At 67.3% G+C, this 13211-nt stretch carries 13 protein-coding genes; 6 read left to right on the top strand and 7 right to left on the bottom strand.

What is annotated here, in order from left to right; genetic code table 11:
- Positions 1-210: 210 nt before the first annotated feature.
- The 6 genes from C5O79_RS27560 to C5O79_RS27535 form a co-directional block, all read right to left on the bottom strand.
- Positions 211-1008: a lytic transglycosylase domain-containing protein gene (locus C5O79_RS27560; protein WP_122476376.1), complete on the bottom strand. Its 798-nt coding sequence runs from the start codon at positions 1006-1008 to the stop codon at positions 211-213.
- On the bottom strand, positions 1005-1679 hold the full coding sequence (sctR, locus tag C5O79_RS27555) for a type III secretion system export apparatus subunit SctR (RefSeq protein ID WP_046548318.1): 675 nt from the start codon (positions 1677-1679) through the stop codon (positions 1005-1007). Before sctR ends, C5O79_RS27560 begins: the two co-directional genes overlap by 4 nt.
- A 3-nt stretch (positions 1680-1682) precedes the next feature.
- Positions 1683-2846, bottom strand: a complete 1164-nt coding sequence (gene sctQ, locus C5O79_RS27550; protein ID WP_122476374.1) for a type III secretion system cytoplasmic ring protein SctQ — start codon at positions 2844-2846, stop codon at positions 1683-1685.
- 369 nt (positions 2847-3215) lie between these two features.
- Entirely contained in the window at positions 3216-3614 is a 399-nt protein-coding gene (locus C5O79_RS27545) for a winged helix-turn-helix domain-containing protein (protein WP_046548316.1), read from the bottom strand.
- A 455-nt stretch (positions 3615-4069) separates the two neighbouring features.
- A complete protein-coding gene (locus C5O79_RS27540; RefSeq protein WP_046548315.1) occupies positions 4070-6280 on the bottom strand; it encodes a xanthine dehydrogenase family protein molybdopterin-binding subunit in 2211 nt (736 codons plus the stop codon).
- Between the two features lie 2 nt (positions 6281-6282).
- Positions 6283-6744, bottom strand: a complete 462-nt coding sequence (locus tag C5O79_RS27535; RefSeq protein WP_006480868.1) for a (2Fe-2S)-binding protein — start codon at positions 6742-6744, stop codon at positions 6283-6285.
- A 181-nt stretch (positions 6745-6925) separates the two neighbouring features.
- Here C5O79_RS27535 and C5O79_RS27530 point away from each other — a divergent pair, with 181 nt between their 5' ends.
- Positions 6926-7849, top strand: a complete 924-nt coding sequence (locus C5O79_RS27530; protein ID WP_046548314.1) for an AraC family transcriptional regulator — start codon at positions 6926-6928, stop codon at positions 7847-7849.
- Between the two features lie 133 nt (positions 7850-7982).
- Here the strand turns inward: C5O79_RS27530 and C5O79_RS27520 are convergent, their stop codons facing one another.
- The gene (locus tag C5O79_RS27520) at positions 7983-8465 is read right to left on the bottom strand and encodes a hypothetical protein (protein ID WP_240687926.1); all 483 of its coding nucleotides are present in this window, start codon (positions 8463-8465) and stop codon (positions 7983-7985) included.
- Between C5O79_RS27520 and C5O79_RS38240 the strand changes: the two genes are divergently transcribed.
- The 5 genes from C5O79_RS38240 to C5O79_RS27490 all read left to right on the top strand — a co-directional run bounded on the left by C5O79_RS38240 (position 8464) and on the right by C5O79_RS27490 (position 13207).
- Positions 8464-8619, top strand: a complete 156-nt coding sequence (locus tag C5O79_RS38240; RefSeq protein WP_165935649.1) for a hypothetical protein — start codon at positions 8464-8466, stop codon at positions 8617-8619. The genes C5O79_RS27520 and C5O79_RS38240 overlap by 2 nt on opposite strands.
- 1474 nt (positions 8620-10093) lie before the next feature.
- Positions 10094-10417 (top strand): hypothetical protein, encoded by a 324-nt coding sequence (locus tag C5O79_RS27505; protein WP_046548313.1) that lies wholly within the window; start codon positions 10094-10096, stop codon positions 10415-10417.
- A gap of 112 nt (positions 10418-10529) precedes the next feature.
- Entirely contained in the window at positions 10530-11120 is a 591-nt protein-coding gene (locus tag C5O79_RS27500) for a hypothetical protein (protein ID WP_081421033.1), read from the top strand.
- A gap of 75 nt (positions 11121-11195) precedes the next feature.
- Positions 11196-11477 carry a hypothetical protein gene (locus C5O79_RS27495; protein ID WP_046548311.1) on the top strand — a complete coding sequence of 94 codons (282 nt, stop codon included), beginning with the start codon at positions 11196-11198 and terminating at the stop codon, positions 11475-11477.
- A gap of 44 nt (positions 11478-11521) precedes the next feature.
- Complete coding sequence (locus C5O79_RS27490) at positions 11522-13207, top strand: chemotaxis protein CheA (protein WP_122476368.1); 1686 nt, start codon at positions 11522-11524, stop codon at positions 13205-13207.
- Positions 13208-13211: the final 4 nt, after the last annotated feature.

The raw sequence follows: 13211 nt of genomic DNA, 5'->3' as shown, positions 1-13211 counted from the left end.
TCCCTGAAGGCGCGGCGCCATGCGCGCCGCGACGCGATCCGACGAGTGTAGGGACGCGCGTTGCGGCCGGATCGCCGCTGTTTCGTAGCACGGGGGCGCGGCCGCCGCGCGAGCGCATCCCACGCTACGAGACGCGTGCAGCCCGACGGCGGTGCCGCGCCACGTGGCGCGCCGGCGACGTTCGCGCCCCTGTAATCGGGGCGCGCGCCGCTACTCGTCGAGACACTTCACGCACAGCCGCTTCGCCTGGCTGGCCGCGAGCCCGCGGCACATCATCACGACCGGGCGCGCGTGGCACGACGGCGCATCGGCGGACGCGGCAGGCGACGGCAGCCGGCGTGCGCGCTCGGGCGGCGTGGTCGCGGCCGCGTCCATGCGCCGCTGGCGCGCGGGCGGCGGCGTGTCGCCGACGACGGGAATCGGTCCGACGCCGCCTTCGCGCGCGTTGCGCTGTGCGCTGGCGACGACGCGGCTCACGTAGCCGCTCGAGAAGCCGGTCGTGAAGTTGCCGCTGTAGTAGCACGACAGCGCCGCGCGCAACGCGGCCTGCGTGGCGCGACCGGTGCCTGACGAGCGCGCGAAGCATTCGGTCAGGATCGCGCCGCCGGCCCGCAGGTTGCGGCACGGTTCGAACATCGTCGCTTCATCGAGCCCGTATTTCGCGAAATTGCGCTCGTTCACCTGCGCAAGGCCGACGCTGTAGCTGAAGCCGCGTGCCGCGAGGTCGCGCGCGGTCGCGCGCGCTTCGTCGAGCGACGCGGGCTGGCGCGCCAGATGGCCGCCGACCACGCCGATCGCATACGGATTGAAGCCCGACTCGGTACGCACGAGCGCGGCGAGCGTATCGGGATCGACGTTCGGCGCGCAGGTGCGCGCGAGCGACGCGAAGCCGGTGCCGGTGCCTGCGGCCTGCGCGCTGCGCAGCGGCAGGCACGCGAAGGCGAGCGCGGCCAGCGCGGCCAGCGCGCACAGGCAGGCGGCGGCGGTTCGCAGGCGGTGCGCGCTCATCCCGCGCCCGCCACCCGGTACGACATCACGAGGCCGTGCACGAGCAGCGACCAGCCGTCGAGCGCGACGAACAGCAGCAGCTTGAACGGCACCGAGATCGTGGTCGGCGAGATCATCTGCATGCCGAGCGCGAGCAGGATGTTCGCGACCAGCAGGTCGACGACGATGAACACGATATAGATCACGAAGCCGATCTGGAACGCCTTCGTCAGCTCGGCAAGCGTGAAGCTGGGCACCAGCACCAGCAGGTCGTCGTCCTTGATGCCGTCCGCGCGGTTCTTCGGCCACACCGAGGTGGCGGTGCGCACGAAGAATTCGCGATCGCGCTGCCGCGTGTGCGACACGAGGAAATCCTTGATCGGCGGCAGCGCGGCATCGACGAGCGCGCCGACGTCGGCCGTCGACAACTGTCCCGACGCATCGAAGTGACGCGCCTGCAGCGCGTCGCGGATCGACATCCCGACGGGCGCCATGATGAACAGCGACAGGATCAGCGCGATGCCGTTCAGCACGAGGTTCGGCGGCACCTGCTGGATTCCGAGCGCGGAGCGCAACAGGCCGAGCACGACCACGAGCTTCGTGTAGCTCGTGACCATCAGGGCCGCGAACGGCGCGATGCCGAGCGCGGCGATCACCGCGATCAGCGCGACCGGATTCGGCAGGTTGCCCATCGTTCAGCGCTCGCGCGGTGCGGGTTGGGTCAGCGTGACGACCCGCACACCGAGCTTCTGGCCGACCGCGATCAGGTGCCCCGTGCCGATCAGCATCCCGTTCGCGACGAGATGGATCACGCTCTGGTTGATCCCTTGCTGCAGCTCGATCACGGCGCCGGGCTGCAGCGCGCTCAGTTCGCCGAGCGGCATCGACGTGGGCGGCAGCTCGAAGCGCAGGTCGACCGCGAGGCCGTCGAGCGGGCGCGGCGCATCGGCGACAGGCGCGTCGTGCGTCGTCGGCGGCGTGGCATCGGTGCGGGTCGGTTCCAAAGGCATCTCCCTGATTCGTTCGACGGTCAGCCGGTTGCCCGACGGCCGTCCGGTAATTTCCCACGCCGGGGCGGCCGGCAGCCGCGCGACGCACAGCAGGTTCTGCTCGTGGGCCTGCCAGCGCTCGATCGCGATGATGTCGCCGCCGCCGACGTCGGCCAGCTCGGCCGCCGTCAGCTCGGTCCGGCCGATCTCGAACACGAGCGGCACGGGCAGGTTCGCGTAGGCCGCGCGCGCGTCGGCGGGGGCGGCGGGCGCGGCCGGTCGCCCCGCGAAGAACACGGCGAGCGCATCCGGCGCGTCGAACAGCAGCGCGCCGTGGCAGCGCCATGCGGCGTCGGCGCGACGCAGCTCGAAGCGCAGCGCGGCCGGCGCGGCGCGCCACGCCGGCACGTTGTCGGGCGGCGGCAGCAATTCCACGCGCTGCCGCGTCGCCGTCTGCAGCACGGCGGCGAGCGGCGCGCCCAGATCGGCGAGCAGCGCCGCGCGGATCACGGCCGGCACCGCCGGATCGGCCGCTTCGCCGAGCCATTCGGTTTCCGCGAGCGGATCGATCCACAGCGTGCCGGCCGCCGGGCCGACGACGAAGCGGTAGGCGTGCGCGTCGCCCGCCGGCTCGGTGTCGACCCGCCAGCGCACTTCGTATGCGTGTTCGCCGAGCGTGATCGGGACGGCGGCGGTTGTGCAGTACGCGTGCGACAGCCCGCGCGCGGCGGCGGCGGACAGGCGCGGCAGATGGGGCGACGCGTCGAGCGCGACCGCGGCCGGCGCGGCGGCGGGCGGTGCAGCCGCGGCGGGCATGGCCCGGTGCACGGCGTCGCCGGCGTCGGCATTCGTCTGGAACAGCGCAGGCACGGCGGGATCGGGGCGAATTCGGTGTTGATTCGACGGGTTGTTCTGGGGCCGGCGGCGCCGACGGGCGCGCGGCTGCTGCGTCGATTGTAGGGACGGCGGTGGCCGCGTGCCGCGCCGGAATCCGTAGTCGCCGCCATCGCCGGCAGGCGGCGTGAGCGGGGCGCTACGAAGCGCGATGAACGGCCGCGAAGCGGAGCCCGCAAAGGCAACCGCCGCCCGGAGGCGGCGGTCGGGTCGCGACTGGCTGGCGGGCCGGGCGGCGTGCAGGCCGCGCCCGACGGGCGGGCCGCGAGGCGCTGCGGATCGCCGCAGCGCGGTGGGGGGAGACGTTGCCCGCTTGCCGCGCATGCGCGGCAAGCGGGCGAAGCATTACGCGTAGTCGGCGACCATCGCGGGCTGCGGCGCCGCGCGCAGGATCGGCGCGGCTTCGTGGCGCTCGACGTGCGTCATCGCCGCACCGAACAGCACGAGGCGATAGCCGACCGCATAGATCGGGATGATCCGCAGGTTCTTGTCGTGATCGAGCTGCAGCTTCGAACGGATACGCGAGATGTGGGTATCGAGCGTGCGCGACGACACGCCGAGTTCACGGCCCCATACGGCTTCCTGGATTGCCTGCCGCGGCACGATCTTGTTCATGTTGTCGAGCAGGAATTCGACGACGTCGAATTCACGCGGCGTGACATCAATGATCTTGTTGTCGATTTCGATCGTGCGGCGCACGAAGTTGATTTTTATGTTGTCGATGTACAGGTATTTGCAATCCATGGTGGCCCTCGCATGTCCATAAAGGAGTGTTTGCGAGTCCTGTGCTGCAACTTCCGGGCCAGGGGCGGATCGTCTGATATCGACAGCCGATCGCACCGGGACGGGCGGCGCAACGGCCTTGAATTTAAACGAGTTTTTACGGGGTGCGTGCAGCGGGTGGAAAAAGGGCCGGGTTAATGGTGAAGGATTGTTACGTAGCATCGACCGGCGACGTTACGGGCGTTACGTCCGACGTAACGTGCTGGGCGAGGCGGGGAGGCGAGGCCGGCGGAGTGTCGCTGCGGGCGGATGGCGAACCCGACATCGAACCCTCCATGGATCAATTGATTGTCTATATGAATCAATTGGTTATGAAAGATTTTTGCCGGCATGGAACCCTGCATTGCCAGCCTCCTGAACAAAAAAACACCGGCCGCAACGCGTTTCCACTCCGCGGCCGGCGTTCCGATCCATCCTCAAGCCTTCGCGCTATCCGCCGAATCGAACGGCAGCACGTAGTGCCGCTTGCCCGTCGCCGCGAAGATCGCGTTCGCGACCGCCGGCCCGATCGGCGCGACGCCCGGCTCGCCGACCCCGGTCGGGGCTTCGGCCGACGGCACGATATGCACTTCGACCTTCGGCATCTCGGCCATCCGCAGCACGTGGTAGCCGTCGAAGTTGCGCTGCTCGACCTGGCCGTCCTTCAGCGTGATCGCGCTGTGCATCGCCGCGCCGAGCCCGAAGCCGATGCCGCCTTCCATCTGCGCGGCGACGATGTCGGGATTGATCGCGATCCCGCAATCGACCGCGCACACCACGCGTTCGACCTTCACCTTGCCGTCCGCGTCCACCGACACCTCGGCCACCTGCGCGACATAGCTCTTGAATGCCTCGGCGACTGCGATCCCGCGCCCGCGGCCCTTCGGCAGCGGCTTGGCCGGATCCCAGCCGGCCTTCTGCGCGGCGAGGTCCAGCACCGCGCGCATGCGCGGCTCCTTCTCGAGCAGGTCGCGGCGGAACGCGTACGGATCCTTGCCCGCAGTGTGCGCGGCTTCGTCGATGAACGCCTCGACCGCGTAGGCCGTGTGCGAGCTGCCGACCACGCGCCACCACAGCACGGGCAGGCCGACCTTGGTGGTGGTGAGCTCGACCGACACGTTCGGCACCGCGTACGGCAGGTTCGCCGCGCCCTCGACCGACGTGGCGTCCACGCCGTTCTTCACCATGAACGCCTCGAACGGCGTGCCGGCGAGGATCGACTGGCCGACGATCCGGTGGCGCCAGCCGACCAGCTTGCCGTCCGCGGTCAGCCCCGCGTCGAGCTTGTGGAAGTACATCGGCCGGTAGAAGCCGCCCTGGATGTCGTCTTCGCGCGTCCACTGCAGCTTGACGGGCTTGCCGTCCGCGCCGAGCGCCTTGGCGATCGACACGGCCTCGACCACGTAGTCCGACCACGCGTTCGCGCGCCGGCCGAAGCTGCCGCCCGCGTACAGCGTGTGGATCTGCACCTGCTCGGGCTTCAGGCCCGCCGTCCGGGCCGCGTTGGCCTGGTCGACCGTCTGGAACTGGTCGCCCGCCCAGATCTCGCAGCTGTTCGCCGTCAGCTTGACGACCGCGTCGAGCGGCTCCATCGGCGCATGCGCGAGATACGGGAATTCGTACGTCGCGCTGATCTTGCGCGCGGCGCCCGTGATCGCCGCATCGGCATCGCCGTCCTTGCGCGCCGACGTGCCCGGCTTGTCGGCGAGCTGCCGGTATTCGCGCATGATCTCGTCCGAGCCGCGCTTCTCGGCGTTCGTTTCGTCCCATTCGATCTTCAGCGCGTCGCGGCCCTGCTTCGCGGCCCAGAAGCCGGTGCCGACGACCGCGACACCGCCCGGCACCTGTACCACCGACACGACGCCCGGCACGGCCTTCGCCGCCGTCGCGTCGAACGACTTCACCTTCGCGCCGAAGCGCGGCGGGCGCTGCAGCAGCGCGACGCGCATGCCGGGGACGGTCGTGTCGAGCGTGAAATGCGCGGTGCCGTTCGATTTGGCCGACGCGTCGACGCGCGGAATGGGGTGACCGATCAGCTTGAAATCGGCCGGCTGCTTCAGCGTGACCTTGTCCGGCACCGGCAGCTTCGACGCATCGGCGACGAGCGTGCCGTACGCGGCCGTCTTGCCGCTCTTCGCATGCGTGACGACGCCGTTGGCAGTCGTGAGCTCGCTCGCGGGCACCTTCCAGCGAGCCGCCGCGGCCGATACCAGCATCGCGCGGGCCTTGCCGCCGGCTTCGCGCAGTTGCTGCCACGAGTTCGACATGGCCGAGCTGCCGCCCGTGCCCTGCATCGTGCCGAACGCGAGGTTCGCATAGCGTTTCGCATCGGCGGGCGCGCTTTCGACCCGCACGTGCGACCAGTCGGCGTCGAGCTCCTCGGCGACGATCGTCGCGATGCCCGTATATGCGCCCTGGCCCATTTCGACGTGCTTCGCGATGACCGTGACGGTGCCGTCGGGCGTGATGCGCAGGAATGCGTTCGGTGCGAAACCGGCAGCGGGCGCGGTCGCGGCGAGCGCGCGGCGGCCGAAGCCGCTGAAGTCGAAGCCGATGGTCAGGCCGACGGCGGCCGCGGCGCCCGCGGCCTTCAGGAACGTGCGGCGCGACGGACGCACCGACCCGGTGTTGTCGAGTTCGATCGTCATGGTCAGGCTCCCAGCGTCGCGGCCGCGTCGTGGATCGCCGCCCGGATGCGGGCGTAGGTCGCACAGCGGCACAGGTTGCCGTTCATCGCGGCGTCGATGTCCGCGTCGGTCGGCTTCGGGTTCTGTTCGAGCAGCGCGGTGGCCGACATGATCTGGCCGGACTGGCAGTAGCCGCACTGCGGCACCTGCAGCTTGACCCAGGCGGCCTGCACGGCCTGCGCGGGCTTGCTCTGCAGGCCTTCGATCGTCGTGACGTGCTTGCCCGCGATACCGGCGAGCGGCAGCACGCACGAGCGGACGGCCTGGCCTTCGAGATGCACGGTGCACGCGCCGCACTGCGCCATGCCGCAGCCGAACTTCGTGCCGGTCAGTCCCGCGTGTTCGCGAATCGCCCAGAGGACGGGCATCGACGGATCGGCGTCGAGCGTGACGTTCTTGCCGTTGAGGACAAACGAGGTAGGCATTGTGATTGTCTCCGTGGGGAAAACCCGGCATGCGCCCGGTCAGCGGGCAGTGTGCGCGAGGCATCGGTTTTTGCGTCTACCCAATCCTGCAAATTTATTGAACAATCCTGCAAATCCCCGGCAGGTCGCGGGCGGTTTCGCTATGCTCCCGCGACATGAGGAAATCTATCGAGGAAGCGTCATGGACATGACCGATATCGTGGCGTCGCGCGAATCCGGGCAGCGCGAGCTGGCGACGCTGATCAGCCGTTTCGCGCCCGCGGACGGCTCGCATTCAACGGCCGTGCCGGGTTTGATGCTGCACCGGCACACGCGGCCGGTCGATCTCGGCTGCGGTGTGTCGCGGGCCGCGCTCGTGATCGCCGCGCAGGGCTCGAAGCGCGTGATCGTGGCCGGCCAGGCTTACGAGTACGACGCGCAGAATTGCCTGATTACCTCCATCGACTTGCCGATCCTGTCGCGCGTGACGTGCGCGTCGCCGGACGCGCCGTACCTGTGCCTGTCGCTGACGCTCGATCCGCAGCGCATCGTCGAGCTCGCGGCCGAGATGCGGCTGCCCGAACCGGACGCGGGCCCCGAAGGCGAGGGGATCGCGCTCGCCGAGCTGACGCCGCCGCTGCTCGATGCCGCGCTTCGGCTGATGCGGCTGCTCGATACGCCGGCCGACATTGCGGTCGTCGCGCCGCTGATCGAAAAGGAACTGCTGTACCGGCTGATGACGAGCGGGCAGGGCACGCGGCTGCGGCACATGGCGATCGCGGGCAGCCAGACGCACCGGATCGCCCGTGCGATCGAATGGATCCGCGATCACTTCGCCGAGCCGATGCGCGTCGAGTCGCTCGCGCAGGCGGTCAACATGAGCGTGTCGTCGCTGCACCATCATTTCAAGCACGTGACGACGCTGAGCCCGCTGCAGTATCAGAAGCAACTGCGGCTGCACGAGGCGCGACGGCTGCTGTTGCGGCAGGGCGGCGACGTCGGGTCGGTGGCCGCCGTCGTCGGCTACGAGAGCGCGTCACAGTTCAGCCGCGAATACAGCCGGCTGTTCGGCGCGCCGCCGATGCGCGACGTCGTGCAGTTGCGCAGGAAGGAACTGCTCGGCTGACGGCAGATCGCTGAAAGCCGGCGCGCCGTCGATCGCCGCGCCAGCCACCGGGCGACCACTGCCGTCTGCAGGAAGGCCGGCGCCGCCTGTCACCAGGACGCACTGACCGGCGCGCGTCTCGAGCGCGACCCTGTCATTCATGGTTTTCTTCTTCGTCGAGCAGATCGAGGAACCACACGTCGATTTGCTCGACGGCGGTGCGCACGCGTTCCATCCCGCTGCACGGGTAGCGTTTCGGCAAGCGCCGGCTCGCATGGGCCGAGGTCGACGAAGCGCCGTGACAGGCGCTCCGGTTTCGCTGACTACCCCGTTGATGCTTGAACGACGCGCACGTCGACCGATCGGTGGTGATCTTCATCGCCTTTTCCCCGATACGCGGATTGACGAGCAGGCCGCCGTTCGTGATCTTGTGCCTCGGCGTGCCGCTCGGTGAGAGCCGGAAATCAGGCAATCGGCATGCCATGAACGGTGCCGTCGCGATGCGCACGGGAGCGGCGCCGCGATTGCCGTGCGATATGCGCGCTTCTGTTTCATGCATGTATCGTGGGGACAGAAAAGCGGGCGGGTCAATTTCCGGAAAGTTGCGATTCGATACGAAAAAAGCACGATAAATCATGCTTTTGCGGGAATGGGGTCTTCAAGAAGGTGTCGAGTTTGAATGTTTCATCAATGAGGAATGCATGGGTGACGGATTAAAAACGTTTGCGGAATGCGCCGCGAAGCGGGTGACTTGCTACGTGAAAGTCGTGGCGAATGAAAATGAAAAATGATGTGCGGCGCGACGGGGCGCGAGTTTTCATTTGTTTTAACTATTACGCCAACACGAAAGTTTTCTTTTTTACGGTTCATTTCGGCCGTCGAATAGGGTGTGATCCTGTCGGTATTTTCACGGATGAATCAAATTCGTTCCGGTCATCAGGGGAAACGTGTGTCGACGGCTCGTCGGAGGCTGCTGCGCCGGGCTTTCGGTGCCCGGTGCCGGCCGAATCGATTCTCGTTTGTGACGGCACGGGAAGGGGGCGCACATGCTGCGCCCCCCGGTTTGCAGGCGGAAATGCCCGCGCCGCCTGCCTTGCGCGGCAGCTCGGTTCTCAAGTTTGAAACACGCGTTCATCCGGCCGTCCGGGGCGGGCTCGTCGGCCGGATTCGTCCGTCTAATCCGGCGATTGCATCGCGGCGCTCAACGATCGAAGCGGGTGTCAGACTGTTATTGCGATACATTCCTGAAACAAAAAATGTCGTTCCCGGCGCTGTGTGCCGCCGTGGCGGCCGTTTGCCGTGCGCAATCTGCGGTGGAATATCGCGTGGCACGCTGCTTGCGGTACTGGACGCACCGGCGGGCGGCTGAAACGAAGTAACAAAGCGGTGGGGCGGCCAACTCGTCAATAAGCAGTCGGGGAAACGGCGATGAAGACCATGAGCTGCAGGTTGATCGGCACGTACTTTGTGCATCATTGGGGTAGTCGGAAAGGCCGGGGTGACGCTCGCGACGCTGTGCCAGCTTCGCGAGTTGCGCTGTCCCGGTTTCTTGCCCGCCGCACGCTTCGCGTGCTGGCGCGGTTGTCGCGGTTGTCGCGCCGCACGGCAGTCGGGCGACAGCGATACTCGCTCTCATTCAGTTCACCCGGATGGATCAGGCTGTTCGTGCCGGACAGCGTGACGCCGATTCGTCTTCGGCCAAGCAGGGTCGCTTCGATCGCGCCTGGCCCATGCGGGCACCGGCCGGATTAGATCGAGCGCCCGTCGGCCGGAATATCCGGAAGACTTTTCATCGTCAGCTCAGGGAGAAGCCATGCCACCTGGCTGCAATGCAGGCTCGTCGTCGCTCCGGTAAAGGGAGTATTTTCAACGACGCTGCATTTTGCGGTGGTTAATGTATTGGCGTATTAGCGAAATTTCGATTCCGGAATGGGGTGCCGCATGTCGGTATGCCGTCCGGCGGGGTATCGAATATCGCAAACCGGAAAGGTTTTTAAATCGTTCCGGTCTATCAAGCAATGGTGTTTTCGGCTCAATGCCAATGTTCATAAAAATAATAGAAAACACCTACCAAAAAAATTTGGAAAATCAAAAATCTCGAAGCTAAGCTTCGTCTGGCCAAAATCGCAAAAAACGTGAATTAAAAGACAATGAGATTTTATTGATTAGATAGTGATCCTTAATTTTTAGGATTGCTCAAGTCAGGAAGGTTGATGGCGTGCGATCTTCCTGATTCACTCCGTCCACGCCGTTTTGGAGTCGACCATGAAGAAGCTTCTGATTGCAGCAGCAGTTCTGGCGGTTTCGGGTGCAGCGTTCGCGGGCAGCGGCACGGTGTCGAGCAGCAGCTCGACGAGCGGCGGTTCGACGATGGCTGGCGTTGCAGGGTTCGGTCATTTCACCGCGACCGATTCCGGCTCGGCACTCGGTGCAGCCGGCGCACTGGCCGGCGGCCCGGGCAGCGGTTCGGTCTCGTACACGAACCACACCCAAACGTCGTCGGTCGGCGGCTTCGGCTTCGGCGGCGCACAAGCCACGGGCACCAGCGGCGCGAATGCCGGTTCGATCGGCTGGACGTATCACCACTAAGCCGCGACGCGTAGCGTTCGTCATTGGCTGGCGGTACGGATGCCGGGTTTCGTCCGATGGGGGGCAGGCCCGGCTCCGCCACCGCCGAACTTCATCACAGCAAGGGATTGCTATGAAAGCCAACGTGATATTAGCGACAGCGCTCACCGTCTTATCGTCGGTTGCCATGGCTGCAGGACTGTCCACGACCAACCAGACGCAATCCGTTGCGTCGGGTGTTTCCGGTTCGGTGCTGGTCGGGTCCGGCAGCTATACCAGCAACTCGACTTCGACGGCGGGTGCAAGCGCTGGCAGTACGGTGACACCCGCTGGTTCCGTCGGTACGGCATCCGCCTTCCACAACTCCACCTCGACGGCCAGCGGTTCGGGCTTGAACGGGGGCGCGTACGCGGCAGGCGGCGGTATCGGTGCCGCAGCCTCGAACGGAGGAAACAGCAGCACGAACGAGAACGCGAATGCGCTATCGGGAGGGGTAACCGCCACGATCGTACTCGGCGCGAACCACTATACGGCTGCGGGCGGAAACGACCAGGGCATTGCCAACGCGGGTGCCGCTGGCCTGACGGGCAGTGGCGGTTCGGGCGCGATCGCGGGTTCGAATCACTACAACTCGTCGACCGTGTGGAGTACCGGCCCGGCCGGTTCGCCGTCCGCGGCGGGCGGAAGCCAGGGCAGTTCAAGTGCGACCGGAAGCAGTCATTAGTCAGGTGTGGGGGGACCAGTTTCCCAGCGACGCTGGTCTCTTTTCCCCCACATTGTTGTCACGTAAGGAGTTGGCATGAAGCAGAAACTGATTGCCGCCGCTCTGATGCTCGCGTCTCTGACGGCGTATGGCGCTGACCGTATTGCCGACGACGTGCAATCGAATTTGCAGACGTCAAACAACCCTGACCAGACAACCAAACCGTCAGAACAACAAACGCTTTCTTCGGGCAGTGCCATCGGCGGACCAGACGCCCAGCAGTGGCAGGGCATGTCGGCAGGCTCATGGTCCCAGCTGGGCAACGGCTGGAAACAGTTCGGGGAAGCAGGCAAAGCTGAAGGGAATCAGGGGAACTAGTACGGTTGCCTGGGTGGGAGGTCAAACCTCGTCCGGAGAGTGAAATGAACAGCAACAGGATCAAGGTGGCATGCGCTGCGATGTTCGCGATGACCACGATCGGCGCCCAGGCGCAAACCGCCGACTCGACTTCGAGCTCGCAGTCGTCGACATCGTCGACGGCCATCAGCCAGGGCGGCGGCTCGAGCATGAACACGAACACGAACACCACGAGCTCGCGCGGCGGCAATGCCACCAGCTCCAGCGGGGTCCGCGGCAGCGGCAATTCGAGCGTGAACGTGAACGTGACGATGCCGTCCGGCACGAGTGGCGGTTCGAACGTGACGCCGCAGAGCGTGAGTTCGCTGCAGTCGTCCGGCGCGCCCGGCACCAACCCGTACAACACCCAGTCGTCGGAAAACGTCAATTACTCCGGGACGCAGACGATCAAGACGAACCCGTCGATCCAGGCACCGGGCCTCACGACCACGCTGTCCGATACCTGCATGGGCTCGGTGAGCGTCGGCGTCTCGTTCCCGGGGTTCGGGGCGACGGGCGGCACGACGCTGGTCGACCAGGCCTGCGTGCGACGTCTCGATGCGCGTGAATTCCGTGCGATGGGCCTGACCGACGTGGCGCTCGCGCTGCTCTGCCAGAGCGACGCGAACCGGCGCGCGGTGGAAGCGACCGGGCACCTGTGCCCGGGCACGACCGCGCCGCTCGCCCGTTCGAACGTGGCGCCGAGCGTGGAAGCGACGGTCGCCGACGACGTGAAGTATCGCGATCCGATCGTGCGCGACCGCATGGGCTTGCCGCCGCTCGGCGCTGCCGCGCCGGCACCGGCGCAGCCCCGTCCGGTGGCGACGGCTTCGGTGCAGGCGGCACCCGTGTCGGTTCCGGTGCCCGTGCCCGTGCCGTCGATGGCGCCGATTGCCGCCGCCCCGGCTGTCGCAGCGCCGGCTGTCGCAGCAACCGCACCGGCGGTGGCAGCGCCTGCTGTTGCGACCGCCCCGGCCGTCGCAGCCCCCGCCGTTGCAGCCGCGGCGCCGGCCGTAGCCGCGGCACCCGCGGTGGCGGCCGCACCTGCGGCGTCGATCGTCCCGGCGGCTGCGATTGCTGCCGTGCCGGCTGCCGCCGTGATCGCCGCACCGGCAGTCGCGGACAAGGCGTCGCAAGCGCCTGCCACACCGGTCGCCGACACGAAGGCACCCGAGCCCGTGCAGCCCGTGGCCGACAAGGCAGCGGAACCCGCACCGGTGGTTGCCGACAAGGCGCCCGAACCTGCACCGGCGGTCGCTGACAAGGCACCGGAACCTGCACCGGCAATCGCCGACAAGGCGCCCGAGCCCGTGCAGCCCGTCGCCGACAAGGCGCCGGAGCCGATGCCGGCCGCGACCGCCAACGCAGCGCAGGCCGCTGCCGCGCCGGCTGCGGACACGACGCCGGCAGCTGCTGTTGTCGCGGCGCCTGCAGCGGAAGCTGCGATGCCCGCCCCGGCAGCCGATGCGAAGGCCGCCGAGCCGGCGCCGGTCGCCGCGGAAGCGCCCGCCCCGGAAGCCGCGCAGCCTGCCATAGCCGCGGCGCCTGCCGACGCGAAGGTGCCGGAAGAGACGGCTGCGCAGCCCGCCGACATGCCCGCGTTGTCCGATCCGGCGCAAGCATTGCCGCCGGCTTCGGTCGACCAGCAGGCCGCCCCGGCTGCACCGGTCGTGCCGGCTCCGGCGGTCATCTCGACGAGCACGTCGTCGTAAGCAA

Source organism: Burkholderia sp. SRS-25, assembly GCF_004343765.1.
Taxonomy (GTDB): domain Bacteria; phylum Pseudomonadota; class Gammaproteobacteria; order Burkholderiales; family Burkholderiaceae; genus Burkholderia; species Burkholderia contaminans.
Note: the sequence above shows the minus strand (reverse complement) of the source record. Positions and strands in the feature narration are given on the sequence as shown.